Source organism: Curvibacter lanceolatus ATCC 14669, from assembly GCF_000381265.1.
Taxonomy (GTDB): Bacteria; Pseudomonadota; Gammaproteobacteria; order Burkholderiales; family Burkholderiaceae_C; genus Curvibacter; species Curvibacter lanceolatus.
In genome coordinates this window covers 814,814-832,758 of record NZ_KB906253.1, presented here as the reverse complement: position 1 = coordinate 832,758, position 17,945 = coordinate 814,814, and the positions used below count along the sequence as shown (strand labels likewise).

At 63.1% G+C, this 17,945-nt stretch carries 20 protein-coding genes and 1 pseudogene; 8 read left to right on the top strand and 13 right to left on the bottom strand.

Annotation, left to right across the window (positions count from 1 at the left end; genetic code table 11):
* Positions 1-699 (bottom strand): response regulator transcription factor, encoded by a 699-nt coding sequence (locus F624_RS0104040; RefSeq protein WP_019572983.1) that lies wholly within the window; start codon positions 697-699, stop codon positions 1-3.
* Positions 700-748: 49 nt separating this feature from the next.
* Between F624_RS0104040 and F624_RS33240 the strand changes: the two genes are divergently transcribed.
* Positions 749-2,857, top strand: a complete 2,109-nt coding sequence (locus F624_RS33240) for a sensor histidine kinase (protein WP_019572982.1) — start codon at positions 749-751, stop codon at positions 2,855-2,857.
* Here the strand turns inward: F624_RS33240 and flgL are convergent.
* The 11 genes and pseudogenes from flgL to fliE all read right to left on the bottom strand — a co-directional run bounded on the left by flgL (position 2,839) and on the right by fliE (position 10,898).
* A complete protein-coding gene (gene flgL, locus F624_RS0104030; protein WP_019572981.1) occupies positions 2,839-3,576 on the bottom strand; it encodes a flagellar hook-associated protein FlgL in 738 nt (245 codons plus the stop codon). The two genes, F624_RS33240 and flgL, sit on opposite strands and share 19 nt — an antisense overlap.
* Positions 3,577-3,589: 13 nt before the next feature.
* Positions 3,590-4,969 carry a flagellar hook-associated protein FlgK gene (gene flgK / locus F624_RS0104025; RefSeq protein ID WP_019572980.1) on the bottom strand — a complete coding sequence of 460 codons (1,380 nt, stop codon included), beginning with the start codon at positions 4,967-4,969 and terminating at the stop codon, positions 3,590-3,592.
* 58 nt (positions 4,970-5,027) lie between these two features.
* Positions 5,028-5,120 carry a flagellar basal body rod C-terminal domain-containing protein gene (locus F624_RS36450; RefSeq protein ID WP_019572979.1) on the bottom strand — a complete coding sequence of 31 codons (93 nt, stop codon included), beginning with the start codon at positions 5,118-5,120 and terminating at the stop codon, positions 5,028-5,030.
* Complete coding sequence (locus F624_RS36445) at positions 5,104-6,021, bottom strand: flagellar hook-basal body complex protein (RefSeq protein ID WP_051107287.1); 918 nt, start codon at positions 6,019-6,021, stop codon at positions 5,104-5,106. Before F624_RS36445 ends, F624_RS36450 begins: the two co-directional genes overlap by 17 nt.
* A gap of 15 nt (positions 6,022-6,036) precedes the next feature.
* Positions 6,037-6,720 (bottom strand): flagellar hook capping FlgD N-terminal domain-containing protein, encoded by a 684-nt coding sequence (locus F624_RS0104010; protein WP_019572978.1) that lies wholly within the window; start codon positions 6,718-6,720, stop codon positions 6,037-6,039.
* 4 nt (positions 6,721-6,724) lie between these two features.
* On the bottom strand, positions 6,725-7,144 hold the full coding sequence (gene flgC / locus F624_RS0104005) for a flagellar basal body rod protein FlgC (RefSeq protein WP_019572977.1): 420 nt from the start codon (positions 7,142-7,144) through the stop codon (positions 6,725-6,727).
* A gap of 3 nt (positions 7,145-7,147) precedes the next feature.
* Positions 7,148-7,510 (bottom strand): flagellar basal body rod protein FlgB, encoded by a 363-nt coding sequence (gene flgB, locus F624_RS0104000; RefSeq protein WP_019572976.1) that lies wholly within the window; start codon positions 7,508-7,510, stop codon positions 7,148-7,150.
* A gap of 14 nt (positions 7,511-7,524) precedes the next feature.
* Entirely contained in the window at positions 7,525-8,301 is a 777-nt protein-coding gene (locus F624_RS0103995) for a flagellar motor protein MotB (protein ID WP_019572975.1), read from the bottom strand.
* Positions 8,298-8,756 (bottom strand): annotated as a pseudogene (locus F624_RS0103990) (MotA/TolQ/ExbB proton channel family protein); the annotation flags it as partial. The gene F624_RS0103995 and the pseudogene F624_RS0103990, both read right to left, overlap by 4 nt.
* A gap of 77 nt (positions 8,757-8,833) precedes the next feature.
* Positions 8,834-10,546 (bottom strand): flagellar basal-body MS-ring/collar protein FliF, encoded by a 1,713-nt coding sequence (fliF, locus tag F624_RS0103980; RefSeq protein WP_019572972.1) that lies wholly within the window; start codon positions 10,544-10,546, stop codon positions 8,834-8,836.
* A 34-nt stretch (positions 10,547-10,580) separates the two neighbouring features.
* The gene (gene fliE, locus F624_RS0103975) at positions 10,581-10,898 is read right to left on the bottom strand and encodes a flagellar hook-basal body complex protein FliE (protein ID WP_019572971.1); all 318 of its coding nucleotides are present in this window, start codon (positions 10,896-10,898) and stop codon (positions 10,581-10,583) included.
* A gap of 431 nt (positions 10,899-11,329) precedes the next feature.
* Here fliE and F624_RS0103970 point away from each other — a divergent pair, with 431 nt between their 5' ends.
* Positions 11,330-12,520: a hybrid sensor histidine kinase/response regulator gene (locus F624_RS0103970; protein WP_019572970.1), complete on the top strand. Its 1,191-nt coding sequence runs from the start codon at positions 11,330-11,332 to the stop codon at positions 12,518-12,520.
* A gap of 7 nt (positions 12,521-12,527) precedes the next feature.
* Here F624_RS0103970 and F624_RS0103965 read toward each other — a convergent pair whose 3' ends face one another.
* Positions 12,528-13,427 (bottom strand): helix-turn-helix domain-containing protein, encoded by a 900-nt coding sequence (locus F624_RS0103965; protein WP_019572969.1) that lies wholly within the window; start codon positions 13,425-13,427, stop codon positions 12,528-12,530.
* Between the two features lie 319 nt (positions 13,428-13,746).
* Here F624_RS0103965 and F624_RS0103960 point away from each other — a divergent pair, with 319 nt between their 5' ends.
* Genes F624_RS0103960 through flhB form a run of 6 tightly spaced genes read left to right on the top strand, consistent with a single transcriptional unit; the run spans position 13,747 to position 17,933 of the window.
* Positions 13,747-14,583, top strand: a complete 837-nt coding sequence (locus tag F624_RS0103960; protein WP_031254000.1) for a FliM/FliN family flagellar motor switch protein — start codon at positions 13,747-13,749, stop codon at positions 14,581-14,583.
* Positions 14,584-14,593: 10 nt separating this feature from the next.
* Complete coding sequence (locus F624_RS0103955) at positions 14,594-14,962, top strand: FliM/FliN family flagellar motor switch protein (protein ID WP_019572967.1); 369 nt, start codon at positions 14,594-14,596, stop codon at positions 14,960-14,962.
* Between the two features lie 10 nt (positions 14,963-14,972).
* Positions 14,973-15,740 (top strand): flagellar type III secretion system pore protein FliP, encoded by a 768-nt coding sequence (gene fliP / locus F624_RS0103950; protein WP_019572966.1) that lies wholly within the window; start codon positions 14,973-14,975, stop codon positions 15,738-15,740.
* Position 15,741: 1 nt separating this feature from the next.
* Positions 15,742-16,014 carry a flagellar biosynthesis protein FliQ gene (gene fliQ, locus F624_RS0103945; RefSeq protein WP_019572965.1) on the top strand — a complete coding sequence of 91 codons (273 nt, stop codon included), beginning with the start codon at positions 15,742-15,744 and terminating at the stop codon, positions 16,012-16,014.
* Positions 16,015-16,032: 18 nt separating this feature from the next.
* Positions 16,033-16,812, top strand: coding sequence for a flagellar biosynthetic protein FliR (gene fliR / locus F624_RS0103940; RefSeq protein ID WP_019572964.1), 780 nt, complete (start codon positions 16,033-16,035; stop codon positions 16,810-16,812).
* Positions 16,809-17,933, top strand: a complete 1,125-nt coding sequence (gene flhB, locus F624_RS0103935) for a flagellar type III secretion system protein FlhB (protein WP_019572963.1) — start codon at positions 16,809-16,811, stop codon at positions 17,931-17,933. Before fliR ends, flhB begins: the two co-directional genes overlap by 4 nt.
* Positions 17,934-17,945: the final 12 nt, after the last annotated feature.

The window sequence follows — 17,945 nt, the reverse complement described above, 5'->3', positions numbered from 1 at the left end:
TCACGGCACAAAGACCAGACCCCGGCCAAAGATCGCACGCACGGGCAAAGGGAGGCCTGTTTCGGTCAAGGTCTTGCGACGCAGGCGATTGAGCTGTGACTCGACGCGGTGAAACGCCTCGTCCGCATCCCCTCCGCCGATCGATTCGATCAGGGCCGACTTGCTGACCACTGCGCCAGGAGTGCGGGCCAGACAGCCGAGCAATTGAAGCTCACGGGTGGTCAGCGCAATTTGCTTGTTGTTGGGGGACACCAGCACGGCTTCTGCAATCTGCAGGCGCCAGGACGCCTGCACGACTTCAGCGCCAGGGGAGCGGCCAACGCGCCGCAGCAAAGAGCGGATTCCCGCCACCAGCTCGTTCAGGTCGGTCGGCTTGACAAAGTACTGCAATGCGCCCGACTCCAGGCCGGTGATGCGGCTCGAAAGATCCCCCCGCGCAGTCAAGACCACCACAGCAATACCTTTCTCCGCCAAGCGTTTGACGAGCGACAAGCCATCTTCTCCTGGCAAGCCGAGATCCACCAGCACGAGGTCGGCATGGTCGCGCAGCAGTGCAACGTAAAAGTCCTCGGCCGATGCGGCGCCCCAGGCCCGGAAACCTGACTTGTTCAGGAAACGGCAAACATTGTTTCGAATGTCTTCGTCATCCTCCACGACGGCGATGGAGGTGACGGCTGGAGTGGTGGGTGTCTGAGGCATCATGAAAGCTTATGGTCCCGGATTTTCCAGGTCTTGCACTGGGCACGCCATGCACAAGTACTCACAAAAACTCACATTCAAGGGACTGCTGTTTCTATTGATTTTTCTGGCCAGCGCGTGCTTGCAGGCCGCTGAGTGGCGTGAAAGGCTTGAAGCCGGCAAGCCCATCGACCTGGGCAGCCAGTGGCCCTGGCAACAATGGATGGATGTCTCCGGCAAGGCCACGGTCGAAGAGGTTGCGGCGAAGCCCGAGGGGGATTTTCAGTGGCGCCATGGGCCGGTGAGCGAAGGATATACCCGGAAAGTCGCCTGGATACGCTTGGTGCTGCCTGCGGAGCTGCAAGACAGGCCCGAACTGCTGCTGCAGATCGGGCCACCTTACCTGGATTGGATCACGCTGTACCAGGAGCACCAGGGGCGTTGGGTTGCGCAAAGCGCGGGCGATCTGCGCCCGGCCATCCAGCGCTTGCCAACCCGCCTGTTTCTGTTTCGCCTGCGCCCTCACGAGCCCATTTTGATCCGGGTCGAGAGCAGCAGTGTCATGAGAGTGCAGGCAAGGCTATGGCTTTCCGATGGCCTTCTGGGCCAGCTGGAGCGGGAAGCATGGGGGCTTGGGCTGTATTTCGGTTTGGGCATCTCCTTGCTGTTGGTGGTCGGCGGGAGTGCTTTGATCTTCAAAGAGCGTCGGCTTGGCGCCATCGCAGTTCTGGGGGCCCTGACCCTGATCCACGCCTTCAATCTTCGCGGCTATCACAACATCTGGCTGTTTGAGCGCGACCCCATGTGGGCCAGTCATTTTGTGGGCCTGGGTGTTTTCTTGGTGGCGTCGGCACTGGCCTGGCTGACGATGGAGTTGCTGACCCGAGGGCAGCGTTCATGGCGGGGCGTGCATGAATTTCTGCGGGCTTTGTGTCTGCTGGACCTGGTCGCCGTGCTCAGCATTCCATGGGGTTGGTACCGGGAGGTCGCCTTGCTGGGCATCATCAGCCCGGCATTGAGCGTCTTTGCCGGCACCTGGATTTGCGTTGTTGGCATCCGCCGCAACGGCCTGAATGCCGAGCGCGGCCTGCTGCTGCTGACCTATGCATTCCATTCGGTCAACATGGCGCTGACGCTGGCCGAATTCACCGGGTCACGCGCGTCCAATTTCGACACCTCGGCCGTCTGGCAATTTCAGTTGCTGGCCTTGTTTGCCATCGCGGCCGCAGGCATCGGGGCAGGCCTGCTCCAGAAGTTCAGGCAGGCCCACGAAGCGCGCAGTCAGGCGCATCAGGCGCTGGCTGCCTCCGAGCGGATGCTGGAGACCCGCGTCGAAGAGCGTACCGCAGAGTTGGGGCGGGCACAGCAGTCCCTTCAACTGGCCTTGGATCAGGAGCGCCGAATGTTGCTTGAGCAGCGTCAGTTCTTCAGCATGATCAGCCATGAGTTCCGAACCCCTTTGACGGTCATTGACAGTGCGGCCACCGAGCAGATGAGTTTCCCGGAGCAGGACATTGGGCGCCAGATTGAACATGCCGCTCAGATTCGACGAGCCTGCCGGCGTCTGAGCGCGCTGGTCGACAACAGCTTGTGCAGTGAACGGTTTCGTTCTGGTGGATTGCAGCTTGTACCCGTGGAATTCAGCCTCGCAGACTTGGTGAATGAGGCATCCCAGTTGGTTCACTGGTCGCCCAGGCATTGGCTTGTGCTGTCCCAGAGCCCCGAGCTGACGGTCTGGACGGCCGACCCTACATTGCTCAGGATGGCGCTTTCCAACCTCATCGACAACGCCGTCAAATACGCGCGCCAGGGGCAGGTCAGCGTCCGCACCGAGTTGAACGACAGGGGCTGGCTTCGCATATCGGTCATTGACCAGGGGCCTGGTCTGACCCCTGAGGCTCAATCCCGGCTCTTCGACAAGTTTGAACGTGGCCAATATGGCGACAAGGCACAAGGCTTCGGCTTGGGCCTTTGGATCACCCGTCATGTGGCCCTGCTTCATGGCGGTGAGGTCTTGCTGTATTCAAAGCCCGGTCAGGGCTGTCGCTTCGTCATCGAATTGCCACCGGATCCGGCCCAAGGAAGCGATGACGCACAACAGGCCCATGCATCCGTCACCATGCCGACGTTTCAGACCCCACCGATGTGGATGGCGATGCATCAAGCTGCACAGAAATGACAACTGGCTTGGGTTTGGGAGCGGTGGATCGAGGCCGGCATGAGGGTGCCCCCTGCCGGCACCGACACAACAGGCCTTGCCCAAAGTGCCCGGTGGCTTGATGCAGCCAAGGGGGCATCCAGTGACTGCACGGCACTGTCCAGCCAATTCAGCAACTGGGCCATGCCGGGCAGGGTGCTGTTGGCGCTCTGGGTCACGCCTTCGCCCACCACCACCTGCTGCGTGCCGGTGTTGCCAGTGAAGCTGTAACGTGTGCCCACGGCCGCCGTGGCGTTGTAGCTCACGGTGGCCGTGTCGCTGGCGGTGCCCGAGAACAGGTAGTGGCCCTCCTGGTCGCGCTGGTTGCTGCTGTAGAGCAGGCTGTCGCGCAGTGCGCTCAGCGAGCCCGCCATGGCCGACAGGTCGGCCGGGGTGTTGCCGCCGTTGCCTGCCCACAGCAGCAGGTCGCGGGCACCCAGCATGTCCTGCACCATGCCACCCAGTGCCGTTTCGTTCTGCGTCAGCCGGGTGCTCAGCGCGCCAATGTTGTCGCGGTACTGGTTCAGGGCGGCTTCCTCGCGGTTCAGTCGCGACAGGCGCAGCGTGGCCACGGGGTCGTCCGAGGGCAGCAAGATGCGCTGGCCTGAGGCCATCTGCTCCATCACGTTGGACAGACGCGCGTTGGCGTTCTGCAAGGCATTGACCATGGTGGCCTGGTATTGGGTGCTGGCGATGCGCATCAGGGTCTCCGGGTCAAGGCAGCAGGGCCAGTGTGCTGTCGAACAGCTGGTTGGCCACCGAGATCACCTTCATGTTGGCCTGGTACATCTGCTGGTACTGGACCAGGTTGATGGCTTCCTCGTCCTTGTTCACGCCACTGGTGCTTTGCCAGTTCGACCTGGCATAGGTGCGAACCGTGTTGGCCACGGTGAGTGATGCCTGGTTCTGCTGGCTTTCGGTGCCCAGTCGACTGACCAACTGGGTGTAGGCGTCGCCCATCAGCACCGTGCCCAGCGAAGTCACCGAAATGGCTTGGTTCTTCAGAGCGATGACCTTGAGCAGGTTGCCGCTGTCACCGGGCAGGGTGGCACTGGACGAAAAGCCCAGGTCCTTCGGCTGGACACCCGGGGTGATCTGCAGCATGCCCGACACGCTGCTGGCGTTGTAGACAAACAGCGCCGAACCGGCAGTGCCGGCCTGGGTGAAGCCGGCGGCCAGTTGGGCATTGACCTGGCTGCTGATCTGGCTGGCCATGTCCGAGATCGATTGTGTCAGCGGCGTGAGCACACGGGTTTCGAAATCACCCAGTCCTCCGAGTTGGCCGCCCGCATGGGTGTTGGCCACGTTGAAGGTCTGGCTGGCAAATTTCACGGCCAAGGACTGAACCCCGCTGGCCGAGGTCTGCACCGACATCCGGGCTGCCAGGCTGCCCGCCACCAGCGGCTCGCCGTTGCGCAGCGACACGCTGCGCGAACCATCAGGCTGGTTGACCACCGACACGCCCACCAGGGCAGCCAACGAGTCGATCTTGTTGTCGCGCTCGTCAACCAGACTCGAGGTGCTGGTGCCCGTCGCCGAGGCGCCTGAAATCCGATCGTTGAGCTTGGCGATCTCGGTGGACAGGCTGTTGACCTGGTCCACCAGGGTGCCTCGCTGTTGCTGTACCGAGGCACGTTGAGCCGACAGCACCTGGTTCAGGCTGTTGAAACGCTGGGCCAGCGCATCGGCGGCGCTGATCACCTGCTGGCGCAATGGGCTTGAACTGGGTTCCACGCTGGCTGCGTTGAGCGCACTGAAAAACGCATCCAGCCCGGTGTTGAGGGTGGAGCCATCGTCACCCATGACCTGCTCCAACTGCGTCTGGTAGGGCTGAACCACGCTGTATTGCCCCTGATTGGACGCCGCGTTCCACATCTGCTGGCTTTTGTAGTCGTCGCTGAATCGGAACAGGCTGGGGGTGTTCACCCCGTCGCCTGCCGCCAGTGCCCCGGTGCGCGAGGACGAAGCCGAGGTCAGCAAGATGCCTTGCCGGGTGTAGCCCGGTGTCATCACGTTGGCCACGTTCTGGCTGGTCAGGTTAAGAGCGGCTTGTGCGGCCATGGTGCCCGACAGGGCGTTGTTGATCATGCTCATGGGCGTTGCGGGCTTCCTGCAGGTATGGGCTGGTTCGGGGCGGGTGTGGCGTGGGCGCTTATTCGCGCAGCAGTCGGTTGCCGTTGGCCGCCATCTCGTCGGCGCTCTTGAAGAGCTTCATTTGAAATTCGAAGTCACGGCTCAGGTTCATGGTGGACACCATCTCCTCGACCGCAGACACGTTGCTGCCTTCGAGGTGGCCGCCGCGCACCTGCACCGCAGGGTCGGCGCCCAGGCTGCCGCCGTTGCGCAGTACCAGCAAGCCGGCGCTGTTCTTGCTCACCTTGCACGGCAACATCGAGCTCGCGCCCGGTCTCGACCTGGGTCCCGGCGCGGGTGTTTACCGCGTTGGCTTGCAGCTGGTTCATGTAGCGTGCGTCGTAGCCGTAGCCAGGCACTTTGCGGCTGGTGGCCAGCTCCAGATCGGCGCGAAAGCCGGGGGTTTGCAGGTTGGCCAGGTTGTTGGCGTGCAGCGAGTCATACACGACCGAGACCAGCGAGCTGTTGTAAGACAGCGGGTCTGTGGCTGAAAAGGGGGTCACGCTGGGGGCGGTCCAGTCGGCCGACAGGTTGCCGACATAGCTCAGCTTGGTGCTGGCCTGAGCCGCCACTTGGCCGGAGGGGACCTTGAGGTCACCCAGCGCGCCCAGGCCGGCACCTGCCACCGGCACGCCCGAGGCGTCCAGTACGGCGTTGTAGCCCTGCACCTTGCGGCCATTGCTGTCGACCAGATAGCCGTCCTTGTTGGTCGAGAAGATGCCGACCCGGGTGTATTGCTCGGCCCCGGTGGCGTCCTTCGTGACAAAGAAGCCCCGGCCCTGGATCGAGGCGTCCAGCCCGCGACCGGTGGTTTGCACCCCGCCGCCGATGCTGATGCTCTGGGTCACCGAGCCGATCTGCGCCCCGGTGGGCTGGCTGCCGGCGTACATCGACGAGAAGTTGGCGCGGCTTGACTTGTAGCCATAGGTGCCCGAGTTGGCGATGTTGTTGCTGATGGTGTCCAGCGAAGTGTTGATGGCGTTGATGCCGGAGAGTGCGATTTCAAAGCTCATGGTGTTCCTTCGGGGTCAGTGGGTGGCCGAGGCCGTGGTGGTGGTGTTGGGTTTGCCGTTGAAGCGCGTCAGGGCGGCGCTGCCCAGTTGGCCCACGCCTGTCACGTTGAGCAGTGCGCCCCCTGCGCTGGACAGTTGCACGCTGCTGAGCGTGCCGGTCACTTCAAGGCTGGGGCTCTCCTGGCTGCTGGTCTGCACGGCCAGGGTGTAGCGGCCGGGCGGCAGGCCCAGGGCGGCGGGGTCGATGCTGTAGGCCACATCGCCGGCGTTGTGCGAACCCAGTTCGACACTCTTTTGCCGGCCATCACTGCCGGTGAGCAGCAGGGTGGTTCGCGTGCTGTTGCTGCCCAGGGTGAAGCCGATCCGCACCGGCTCGGTGGCCAGGCTCACCGAGTCGCTCTTGACGGTCACTTGAGAGCCCACCTGGCCGCCCAGAGCCAGGGCCTGCAGGCTACCGAGTGCGGCGGCGTTGCTGCTGCCCTGGTCGCTGAGCTTTTGCAGTGCCTCCATCTGGCTGAGCTGGGTCAGCTGGTTCACGAACTGGCTTGGGTCAGTGGGCTCCAGCGGGTTCTGGTTCTTGATCTGGGCCACCAGCAGGGTGGTGAACATGTTGGAGATCGAGCCATTGCTGCTCACGGCGCTGCTGGTGCCAGTGCTGCTGGCGCCGCTCTGGGCGCTGGGGTTGAGGGTGGCATCCATGGGTTCAGCCTTCTCCGAGTTTCAGGAGGGACTGCTGCATCGACTTGACGCGGCCCAGCACCTCCACATTGGTTTCAAAGGCCCGCGAGGCCGACAGCATGTCGGTCATTTCGGCCACCGGGTTGACGTTGGGGTAGAAGACCTCGCCCTGTTCGTTGGCCAGCGGATTGCCGGGCTCGTAGGTCTTGCGCAGGGGCTCGTCGCTCTGCACCACGTCCAGCACCTGCACGCGCACGCCGCCCTGGCTGGCGTCGCCGCCGAGGGCGCTGAGGGCCGAGAACACGGGCTTGCGGGCCCGGTAGGTGGCGGCATCGCTGCCGGAGGCCGACTGCGCGTTGGCGAGGTTGCTCGAAATGGTGTTCATGCGCACCGTCTGGGCCGTCAAGGCCGAGCCGGCGATTTGGGTGATCTGGCGAAACGACATGGCTTATTGCCCCGCGATGGCCTTGGCCAGGCCCTTGATGTTCATGTTGAGAAAGGCCAGGCTGGCTTGGAAGTCCGAGCTGTTCTGTGAAAACTCGGCCTGCTCCACGCCCAACTCCACGGTGTTGCCATCCTGGGTCGCGTGATTGGGCACCCGGTACAGCAGATCCGGAGCGGCGCTGTCGATCAGACCCGTTGCTGCGCCATCGGCGCTTTGGCGCAGCGAGGCCCCGAAATCGATGTCGCGTGCCTGATAGCCTGGCGTGCTTTCGTTGGCCAGGTTCGAGGCCAGGATCTTGGTACGATCCGCCCGCAGCCTGAGCGTTTCGGCATGCACGCCCATGGCCTTGTCAAATTGAATTCCCATATCGTTCCTCTTTTCTAGATGACCCAAAATTCCGTTCTTGCATGGGCTGCTCGTGCCCTGGTCGGTGTTGGGGCGTCGGCCTGCCTGGCTGCCGTTGCCGCTACCCCCCCGATCGAAGGAGCGGCCCAGATCGAGTCCGCCGCGCGCCAGTTGCTGGCAGAACAGGCTGCGCTCAAAGGCCTGGTGGAGCCCACCTTCGAACTCAGCGTGGTCGGCAGGCGTTTGGCCCGCTCGGTGGGTTGGGCACTGCCGCGTTCAAACATGCCCTGTTGTTCTGTGTCGTGCAGCATCACGCGCAGCCCATAGGGCATCACGATGGTCTGCACATTGCTGTCCAGGCCGGCATCCTGGCTCAGGTTCATCAGGGTGCTGGCCAGCTTGCGCAGTTCGGCCTCCGAGTCGTAGCGCGTGCGCGGGTAGGCTTGGCCGATCAGCTTCTCGGGCCTGCCGGATTCGCCATTGGTGTAGGCGCGGCGGGCGTCCGGCGGGGCATCGCCTTGCGACGGCACCGGCTCGCGAGGGATCAGGCTCCCGGTGGCACTGGTCAGGCTCTTGATATGGCGGCCGGTGCCCTCGTCAAACAGCTTGCCACGGGTGGTTCGCATCGACTCTTCCAGCCGCTCGGTGTTGCGCGCGGCCAGCACCCACAGCACCAGGAACAGGCACATCAAGGCCAGGCAGAAGTCGGCGAACGCCACCTTCCAGGCGCCTCCGTGGCTTTCCTCTTCGTGTTTGCGATTCACCCGCTTGACGACGGTGTCGTGGCCTTTGTCGCGTGCACCCGTGCTCATTTGGGGTCTCCGGCGCGGCGGTTGGGTGTGCGGCGATCGCCGCCATCACCGGCCTGGCTGAGGGCATCGATCCAGCCCTCCAGGGTGGCGAAGCTGGGCTTGATGTTGAGCTGCACCAGGCGACGTCCGGCGTCGATGGCCAGCAGAGGCGGCTTGCCTGACACATGGGTGACCAGCACCACCTTCACGCACTCGAGGGTGGACAGCTCTTGCTTGACCAACTGTTTCATCACGTTGGACAGCGGATCCAGCACGCCGTAGCAGAAAAAGATACCGATGAAGGTGCCGACCATGGCGGCTGCCACTTTTTCGGCGATCTCAGCCGAGCCGGCCCCGGCGCCAATGGTGTTCATGGCCATCACAATGCCCAGTACCGCGGCCAGGATGCCGAAACCCGGCATGGCTTCGGCAATCTTCTGCAGTGACCTGGAGGGCTGGTTGAGCTCTTCATGGATCTTCGCCCATGCACAGCAGCACGATGGCAGCCTGCTCCAGCGGGTTGCTGGGGGCGAGGCCGCCCTGGAGGCTCAGTTCATTCGGTTCGGCCATGTTTTTGTACCCACTGTTTGACGACTTCGGCCACGCGTTCGGGCTCCTTGGCAGCCAGCACCCGGAGGTGGTTGACCATCACATCCACAGGCGAGCCTGCCGGAGGCAGGGCATAGTTCTCCAGCAAGGGCACCACGGGCATTCCGGCCGTGCCCAGCGCTGCCGGGTCGGTGCCGGCGGGGGTGCTGCCATTCGGACCCTCGATGGCACCCAGTGGCGCCAGTTCAGGTTCGCCCTCCAGGCGCGGGGGCTGAGCCATCAGGCCCGGTGCCAGGCGGGCCTGGGCGAGGCGGAGCAGAGGTCGAACCAGCAGGAAGAAGCCCAGCAAGGCACCCAGTAGCCAAGCCACCGGTGTGAGCAGGTCCAGTACGTTGTCGCGTTGTTGCCACCAAGCCGGGAGGTCGGCTCGGGCAGGGAAAGCGAGGGCCGTGACGGCCAGGTGGTCGCCACGCTCTGCATTGATGCCCAGGCCGTTGCGCAGGATCTTTTCAATGTCGGCCAACTCGGACTCACTCCAGTTGCCGCCCTTGGGGGCTGCGGAACTGTTCAGCACCACGGAAACGTGCAGACGGGCCAGGCGGCTGCGGGCACGTTTGATCATCTTGATGCTGCGGTCATAGGCGTACTGGCGGGTGGTCGCGTTCTTGCGCGCCACATTGCCGTCGGAGCCTGGCGTTGGGGGTGTGGTGGCCGCTGCGCCTGGGTTGAGCGGCGCGGTCGTGTTGTTACCCGTGGCGGGCACGCTGTTGACGGGGCGGTTGCTCAGTGAACCGGGTACCCCGATGGCGGCCAGGCTGCGGTCCTGTTCATCGCGCACGGCTTCCGAGGTCACGCGGGGGTCGGCGCCGAAGCGCTCCAGGGTTTCCTCAACACGATCGTCGTCAATGTCTGCTGTGACACTGGCCTTGAAGTTGTCCTCACCCAGCACCGGGGCCAGCAATTCGCGCACGCTGCGCAGGGTGCTTTCCTGGTAGCGTGCGGCAGCTTCGTTGCCATTGATCGCGTCCAGGCCTTGGCTCAGATCCACATGGGCGGACAGCAGGTTGCCCGCTTGGTCGATCAGGCTGACGCGCTGAGGCTCCAGGCTGGCCACGCTACCCGCCACCAGATTGACGATGGCAGCGACCTGCTCGTTGCTCAGGCGTCGGCCGGATTTCAGGGTCAGCACCACCGATGCCGAGCTCTTGCTGCCGTCGCTGACGACAAAAGAACTGGATTTGGCAATCGAGAGGTGCACCCGGGCTGACTCCACTGCGTCCAGTGCCAGGATGCTCTGGGTCAACTCGCCTTCCAGACCGCGCCTAAAGCGCACATCTTGAACGAACTGACTGACGCCCAGAGGGTCGTTGCGGTCCATCAGCTCCAGCCCGGCCGGCAGCTTGGCCGTCACGCCCTTGGCTGCCAGCAGCATGCGGGTCTTTCCCAGCATTTTTTCTGGCACCAGAATCTGGCCGCTGTCAGGGTGCACCCGATAGGCGATGTGTTCAGCCTCCAGCACGGCCATCAGTTCAGCCGCAGGCACTTTTTCCCGGGCGCCGAACACCGGCTTGTAGGCAGCTTGGTCACTCCACATCCACATCAGCACCAAGGCGGTCAGACCGACGGCCAACAGACCCAGGGGCAACAGGCTCTTCAGCAGGGCCGGGGGCAGTCCGGGCAGATCCAGCTTGCGCAGGCGTTGCAATCCCGATTTCATGACAGCATTCACGCTGAGGGCTCCTGGCGGGGGCTCAAAGAGGCAACTTGACGAGTTCCTCAACGGCCCCCATCACCTTGTTGCGCACCTGCATGAGCATTGAGAAAGAGAGCCCCGCCTCCTGGCTGGCCAGCATGGCGCCAACCAGATCGTCACTGGCCCCGGTGTCGACCGCTGCCATTTTTTCGTCCGCAGCACGGTCCTGCTGATTCACTTGGCGCAGCGCATCGGCCATGCGTTGCGCGAAGCCAGGTCCTGAGGACTGAGCGTCGCTCTCGGCGCCGCCGATTCCGTTGCTGGTCCCTTCCAGGGCTTGCGCATGGGCCTTGATCTGCAGCAGATCCTGGGTCATTGCGTTGCCCGAGGTGAGTCCGGTATCTGGGGCCATGTTGTGGTTCCTTGCGTTCCCACCTTGCGAAAGGTGATGAGTAATTCACTCGTTTTGAATAAAACGTTGCGTCAGTAGCATCATCTTAAGTAAAAACGTACATGTGATGAACAAATATCATCAAAAACTTCACAAAATGTTGATGTTTGTACTTTATGTGTACAATAACGCAACAAAGTATGTTTGACTCCGCTATCGCTTTCGGGGTGCGTGCACTCATGGGTCGCGGACGCTTCGAACCTCCGGGGGGCTGGTGGCGTGGTCGATGTGGTGTGAGGTCGTGCCGACTTGACAGTTGATAATTGCGGAATTTTTCGCAACAAAGTAGTAAACCGCCGTTCTGTGGCCGGCCTGTCGGCGCTGCGTTCACCAGAATGGTCTTGCCGAGGCTGACAATGGAGAGCGCAAATCAGATCCTGAACGCCGTGGCATGGGTGGCTGCCGTGGGGCTGGCGGGGTGGGTTGTGGTGTTGCTGCGGCGGGGTCGCGAGGCCCAGGCTGAACTGGCGCAGGCCCGCCGGACGCTCACTTCACGCAATCAGTTCCTGGGCATGATGGCCCATGAGATGCTGACGCCGCTGCAGACCATCATCAGCTCGGTCGAACTGATGGAGATCAGTGGGCGGCTGCCGTCTGACGACCAGACTTTCAGGCGCCTGCGTCGCAGCGCCCAGCAGCTGGAAGCACAAATGAACGACACCGTGGAATTCGCCCGCCTGAGTGCCGGCCGGCTGAAGGTGTCGCCCATGCTGTTCCAGCCCGATCTGATGATGCAGATCATCGTGGCCGAATATGAAGACACCGCGCGCGAGCGAGGTGTGCAACTGGTGGCGCGCTACCACCCGCAGCCTTGTCCCCGGGTCATCACTGATCCCGCGCGGATGCGCCAGATCATTGCCAATCTGATCTCCAATGCCACCAAATACGCCAGTCCTGGCGAAGTGGTGTGCTCGGTTCGCGTGGACCCTGACCCGCCCCGGCTCACGGTCACTGTGATGGACCAGGGCCCGGGATTCGATCCAGACGCGAAGATCTGGGATCCGTTTGTTCGGGACAGCCAGTTGCCGGCGGGCAGTGGTCTGGGGCTGGCGGTGGTTCGGATGATGGCCGAGTTGTTGCAGGGCAGTGCCCAGGTGGTGAGTCAGCCTGGAGAGGGCTCGGCTTTCATCGTGCAGATTCCGGTCGAGGTGGAACCCCTGGCGCAACTGGCGCCGACAGCGCCGCGACAGATTGCGCGGCGCATCCTGGTGGTGGATGACAACGACGACGTGCGGTTCAGCCTGCAGGCCATGCTGATTGCACTGGGCGCGGTGGTCGATGTGGCTGAAAGTGTTGCGCAGGCCGACCTGATGCTGGCCGCAGTGCGATACGACGGGGTGTTTCTGGATTTGCGTTTGAGCGATGGCAGTGGTTACGACGTGGCCCGGCGCATGCGCAGCATCGACGCCTTCAACCGTGAGACGCCCATCGTGGCCTTGTCGGCATACCACGAGCCCAATGCAGCTGTCGATGCGATCTTTGTGTCCAAATTCGAGAAGCCGATCACCGTGGCACGCTTGCGTTCTGCCTTGCAGGCGTTTGCCTGAGGGCAGTTCAGAGTTTTTCGCCGAGCAACTGCCGTACCTGGGAAATCAGCAAAGCCAGGCGAAACGGCTTTTCGATCACCTGGACCCGGTGTTCCATGGCTACCCGCACGATGTCGTCTTCCACCGCATAGCCATTGGCAATGGCCCCCGTGGTCAGGATCAGGGGCACGGTGCTCTGGCTGGCGCGCAGCGCCTGGATCATCGCGGCCGAGGTCTTGCCATTGAGCCACCAATCCACCAGGTAGACATCGAAAGGCTGGGTCGTCGCTCGGTTCAGCAGTTCGTCCGCAGCGGTGAAGAGTTCGACACGGAAGCCGGCGCCCTCAAAGGCTTCCTTGAGATTGGCAGCCAGATCGACCGAGTCTTCAAGTACAGCCACACGTGGCAGTTGCCGGTGTGCGGGGCGGATCAGCAGCTGGATCACCCTGTGGCGAGCAAGGGTGCCTTGCGGACCTGGAAAGGGATGCACCTGCCACTCTGATCCCTGCAGCGTGGCCACCAACTCGCTGAAGTCGTTGGCGCCGAGTTCGTCCCCGATCTCGACCTGGCATGCCAGGTTGCGGCCGCCCAACACGATGCGTGCCGGTGCGGGTGGCAAAGCAGAACTTGGCAGTGCCTGGGCTTGAGGCGCTGCGGTCTGGCTCAACAACAGACTGATGTCGACCTCGAAGTGTTCGGCCAGCGCCTGTAAATCGGCGGCCGAAAAGGCGCCATCCTGGAATTTGCGAAATGCCCCTGACCGGGACAGCCCGAGGATCACGGCCAACTGGGAGGAATGTTTGTGGCGCGGCAGTCCCTGGCGAACGAAGAAGTCGTGCAGGCGGCGTGACACCAGGCTGGCGGGTTGGCTGTCGTGGGGGTCGTCCACGTGTGCGGTGTCAGGGCTTTGGGGGAGGACTTCAGTCATGGATGTAGCCATCGAGAGGAGTTCTTGATCAGGTGAATGTGGCTTCTAACGCGACAAAAATTCAAAAATGCTTAAAAAAAGTAGACAAATATGTGCGGCTACAAATAGCGTTGCGTAAAATGCACTCATTGGGGCCTGGCTTTAGCGCCTCTCCGGGTCGCAGACGTCTGTTGCCACTGTCCATCTATGAAGACCAATATAGCCCACGCCCTCTCTCGTGACGATATAAATGTTGCGATAAGTGCAACTTTTTTGATCCATACCGGTGCCTGCTGACATGTTGTCTGAGCCACAAAGGCCTGTGCCAGAGTCTCACCAGGTGCTGGATCCGCGTACGCTCGGGCGCCCGGTGCACCTGCTGGGGGCCTTTGCCAAGCGCTGCGGAGCCGATTTGACCGAGGCCTTGCGTTTGGGCTTGAACAGGCGCTATGGCACCCGTTTTGAAGTCGTCCATGCAGCCATGAGACCTGAGTGCCCACCAGGCCCCGGGAAGCGCTGGGCGGTGGTTGACCTGCCTGAAGGGCGACTGGCCCTGTCGCTGGACCGCCGATTGGTGTTGCAGGTGCTGGATTGCCGCTATGGCCCCGCCGCGGTCCCGACATCGGATGAAAGGCAGTCCAGGCCGAAGACCAGCACCGAGGAACGCCTTGCTCAGAAGTTGGCGCTGAATTGGCTGGCCCTGTTGGCACAGCGTCTGCGCGATGGGCTGGCGCCGGTCCGGGCTGAACCGGCCCAGGCAGCGCTGGCGCAGCCTCAATGGCTGGGCGAGGCCGGCGAGCCGGTGGGGGCCTGGACTCTGGAGCTGGGCATCCAGGAACCAGGCGATGCGGGTGTGGGATCCGTCCTGCTGCTGAGCCTGGACGAGGCCTGGATGCACCTGCTGCTGGAGCGTCTGCGAGCTCGCCGCCCGCAGGTTCTGGACGAAGCAGATTCCGTTGCGGATCCGCTGGCGAGCCGACTGCCGCTGCAGTTGCAGGTCCGGCTGTTGAGCCGACGCCTGACGCTGGGCGAGGTGTTTGATCTGCGACCGGGATCGGTCATTCCTGTGAGCCTGCAGGGCACCGACGTGTTGGTCAAGGATGTGCGCCTGTTCACGGCCACCGTGGCCGAGCACAAGGGCAAGCTGTGGCTCACCGCATTCAACGACATACCCTGAAAGTGACGCCATGAGTCAAGATTCACTCGCACTCGACCCCTTGCTTGACGATTTCACCGTGGACGCAGAGGCCATTGCGGCGCCGGCCCAGGGCGAGCTGTCTGCGCGCGTGGTAAGGGACCTGCCGCAGATGCTGCGCAAGATCCAGGTCACCCTGACCCTGGAGGTCGGCTCAGCCGAGATCACGCTGGACAAGCTCATGGCCTTGGAGCACGACAGTGTGGTTGAGCTCGATACCCTGGCTGGCACGCCTCTGGTGATCCATGTCAACGGTACGCCGATAGGGCGCGGCGAAGTGGTGGTGGCGGGCGAAAACTACGGCCTGAAAGTGGTTGAGCTGGACGAGCTTGATCTTCTGGCCCTCGACCGGAACCGCTGAGACCGAGCCGATGTGCACCCAATTTTTTGCGGGCCGCTCCGCGGCGGCCTTGGTGTTGCTCGCCTGCGCGCTGTATGTCGCCTTGCCGGCACAGGCCGCCGGCACCCTCTCCGTGCTGGGTTCCCACGCCACGGCGGGCGGCACCGAGTTCACGGTCAAGACCCAGATCCTGGTCATCATGACCCTGCTCGGGCTGTTGCCCGTGCTGATGTTGATGATGACCAGTTTCGTGCGCTTTGTGATCGTGCTGTCTTTGCTGCGCCAGGCGCTGGGGCTGCAGCAAGGCCTGCCCAACCGCATCGTGACGGGGGTGGCTTTGATCCTCACGCTGCTGGTCATGCAGCCGGTGGGTGAGCAGATCTGGGAGCGAGCCTTTCTACCGTATGACCAGGACCGCATCGGCCTGGAGGCTGCGTTGCGTGAGGCGTCCGTGCCCCTGTCGGCCTTCATGCTGGCCCAGACCAGCAAAGCCGCGCTCCAGCAGATATCCACCCTGGCCCATGAGGCACCGGTCAGCGATGCTGCTTCTCACGCCTTCACCGTGAAGCTGGCTGCCTTTGTGCTGAGTGAGCTGAAGACGGCGTTTCAGATCGGTTGCATGTTGTTCATCCCCTTCATGGTGATCGACCTGGTGGTGTCCTCGGTGCTCATGGCCATGGGCATGATGATGTTGTCGCCGCTGGTGATCTCGCTGCCTCTGAAGCTGCTGCTGTTCGTGCTGGTGGACGGTTGGACCCTGACGGTCAACACCTTGGTCACCAGTGTGAGGGCCTACTGAGATGCTGACCCCGGATGTGGCTGTGGATCTCGTGAGCGAAAGCCTGCGCCTGGTGATGCTGCTGGTGGTGGTGCTGGTGCTGCCAGGTCTGTTGATCGGCTTGCTGGTCGGCCTGTTTCAGGCCGCCACCCAGATCAATGAGCAGACCCTGAGCTTTTTGCCTCGTCTGCTTGTGACGCTGCTGGCCCTGATCGTGATGGGCCGCTGGATGGCCGGTCACCTGATGGATTTTTGCGTGCACATCTTCGAGCGCGCCGCTGCGCTGGCGGTGTGAGGACAGGGCCGGCTGCGGATGGAGGCGCTGTTTCCCGACCTGCTGGCCCAGCTCACCGCGCTGTGGTGGCCGTTTTGCCGCATGCTGGCGCTGTTCAGTGCCGCTCCGGTGCTGGGCGATGGCACGGTGCCTGTCACCGTGCGGGTGCTGTTGGCACTCGTGCTGGCCGTTGTGATGCTGCCAGTGGCAACGCCTGTCGCCGCGATCGATCCCCTGTCGCTGCAGGCGGTCGTTGCCACGCTGGAGCAGGCAGCGATCGGTGGGGTGCTGGGTCTGGCACTGCATTTCTGCACCTCCGCCATCATGGTGCTGGGCTATCTGGTTTCTTCGCAGATGGGGTTGTCGATGGCGGTGATGAATGACCCTGTGAGCGGGGTCTCGTCCGATGTGGTGTCCAGCCTGTTGTCTGTGCTGGGCATTCTGGTGTTCTTTTCAATGGATGGCCATCTCATGTTGACCCAGGTGGCTGGCGCCAGCTTTCAGCAATGGCCGGTGGGTTCAGGCCTGCGTGTGCCGACGCTGCAGCTGGTGGTCTACAACGTGTCCTGGGTGTTTTCGGCGGCCTTGCTGCTGGCCCTGCCGATCGTTTTTGCCACCTTGCTGGTGCAAATCGGCTTTGGCTTTCTGGCCCGGGTGGCGCCCACCCTCAACTTGTTTTCGCTGGGTTTTTCGGTGGTCACCCTGCTGGGCCTGTACCTTTTGGCTGGCTTGGCCAGCGCGCTGCCTGAGCACTACCTGAGGCTGACAAGCCAGGTGTTCGAATTGCTTCGGCAGGTGCTGGGAGGGCCGGTGTCATGAGCCAGTCCGGCGCGGGTGACAAGACCGAAAAGGCCTCGCCCCAGAAACTGCGCAAGGCCCGCGAGCAGGGGCAGGTGGCTCGCTCGCGCGAGCTGGCCACCGCATTGGCGCTGCTGAGCAGCCTGTACCTCACAGTCTGGCTGGCACCTGGGTACTTGGCGGAGTTTCGCCAATTGTTTGCCTATGCCTTGGCCGATCTGTCGGGCGATGGCACCCCGGACAACGCCTGGTCGATGCTGTTCCTGACGGCGACCCTGCTGTTGCTGAAAATGGTGCTGCCGCTGTTGCTGGTGCCGCTGGCCGGGGTGCTGGCGTCGCTGGTGCCCGGGGGCTGGGTGTGGTCGGGCTCCCACCTGGCGCCGCAATGGCAGCGCTTGAGCCCAGCCAGCAATCTGGGGCGCCTGTTGACGCCCAAGCACCTGGCTGGGGTAGGGGCCTCGGTTGGCAAGGCGGCCTTGTTGGGCGCGGTGCTCTGGAGCCTGTGTCGGCAGATGCCGGCGCAGTACCTGCGCTTGCAGGCCCTGCCTTTGCCCGAGGCCTTGAGCCAAGGCTTGGACCAGGTGCTGGGGGGCGTTCTGGGCATGGTGCTGGTGTTTCTGCTGTTCGGCCTGATCGACCTGCCGGCCCAGGTGTTCTTCTTTCTGCGCGGGCAGCGCATGAGCAAGCAGGAACAGAAGGATGAACACAAGAACAACGAGGGGCGCCCTGAAGTCAAGAACCGCATCCGCCAACTGCAGCGGCAGCTGGCGCGGCGCAGCGTGCGCACCGCGGTGCCCACCGCCGACGTCGTGATCGTCAACCCCGAGCACTATGCGGTGGCCTTGAAGTACGACGAAAAACGCGCCCAGGCGCCTTACGTGGTGGCCAAGGGCATCGATGAGATGGCCCTTTACATCCGCGAGATCGCCCGTGGTGCAGGCCTTGAGGTGTTGGAACTGCCGCCGCTGGCGCGGGCCATCTACAACACCAGCCAGGTGCAGCAGCAGATTCCCATTCCGCTCTACACCGCCGTGGCGTTGGTGCTGAACTATGTGCTGCAAATGAAGGCCTTTCAAACGGGCCAAAGGCTGCAGGCCCCCATGTTGCCGCAGGACCTGGACGTGCCTGCCCACCTGAGTTGATCGCTCCCCCGA

Excerpts from the sequence above, each read along its gene's own strand:
- F624_RS36445 (WP_051107287.1), bottom strand. The coding sequence starts at position 6,021 with ATGAGCTTTGAAATCGCACTCTCCGGCATCAACGCCATCAACACTTCG.
- fliE (WP_019572971.1), bottom strand. The coding sequence starts at position 10,898 with ATGACCCAGGATCTGCTGCAGATCAAGGCCCATGCGCAAGCCCTGGAA.
- F624_RS36450 (WP_019572979.1), bottom strand. The coding sequence starts at position 5,120 with ATGAACCTGAGCCGTGACTTCGAATTTCAAATGAAGCTCTTCAAGAGC.
- fliR (WP_019572964.1), top strand. The coding sequence starts at position 16,033 with ATGGAGGCGCTGTTTCCCGACCTGCTGGCCCAGCTCACCGCGCTGTGG.
- fliF (WP_019572972.1), bottom strand. The coding sequence starts at position 10,546 with ATGAAATCGGGATTGCAACGCCTGCGCAAGCTGGATCTGCCCGGACTG.
- flgL (WP_019572981.1), bottom strand. The coding sequence starts at position 3,576 with ATGCGCATCGCCAGCACCCAATACCAGGCCACCATGGTCAATGCCTTG.
- F624_RS33240 (WP_019572982.1), top strand. The coding sequence starts at position 749 with ATGCACAAGTACTCACAAAAACTCACATTCAAGGGACTGCTGTTTCTA.
- F624_RS0103995 (WP_019572975.1), bottom strand. The coding sequence starts at position 8,301 with ATGAGCACGGGTGCACGCGACAAAGGCCACGACACCGTCGTCAAGCGG.
- flgC (WP_019572977.1), bottom strand. The coding sequence starts at position 7,144 with ATGTCGTTTCGCCAGATCACCCAAATCGCCGGCTCGGCCTTGACGGCC.
- fliQ (WP_019572965.1), top strand. The coding sequence starts at position 15,742 with ATGCTGACCCCGGATGTGGCTGTGGATCTCGTGAGCGAAAGCCTGCGC.
- flhB (WP_019572963.1), top strand. The coding sequence starts at position 16,809 with ATGAGCCAGTCCGGCGCGGGTGACAAGACCGAAAAGGCCTCGCCCCAG.
- flgK (WP_019572980.1), bottom strand. The coding sequence starts at position 4,969 with ATGAGCATGATCAACAACGCCCTGTCGGGCACCATGGCCGCACAAGCC.
- F624_RS0104010 (WP_019572978.1), bottom strand. The coding sequence starts at position 6,720 with ATGGATGCCACCCTCAACCCCAGCGCCCAGAGCGGCGCCAGCAGCACT.
- fliP (WP_019572966.1), top strand. The coding sequence starts at position 14,973 with ATGTGCACCCAATTTTTTGCGGGCCGCTCCGCGGCGGCCTTGGTGTTG.
- F624_RS0103965 (WP_019572969.1), bottom strand. The coding sequence starts at position 13,427 with ATGACTGAAGTCCTCCCCCAAAGCCCTGACACCGCACACGTGGACGAC.
- F624_RS0104040 (WP_019572983.1), bottom strand. The coding sequence starts at position 699 with ATGCCTCAGACACCCACCACTCCAGCCGTCACCTCCATCGCCGTCGTG.
- flgB (WP_019572976.1), bottom strand. The coding sequence starts at position 7,510 with ATGGGAATTCAATTTGACAAGGCCATGGGCGTGCATGCCGAAACGCTC.
- F624_RS0103955 (WP_019572967.1), top strand. The coding sequence starts at position 14,594 with ATGAGTCAAGATTCACTCGCACTCGACCCCTTGCTTGACGATTTCACC.
- F624_RS0103970 (WP_019572970.1), top strand. The coding sequence starts at position 11,330 with ATGGAGAGCGCAAATCAGATCCTGAACGCCGTGGCATGGGTGGCTGCC.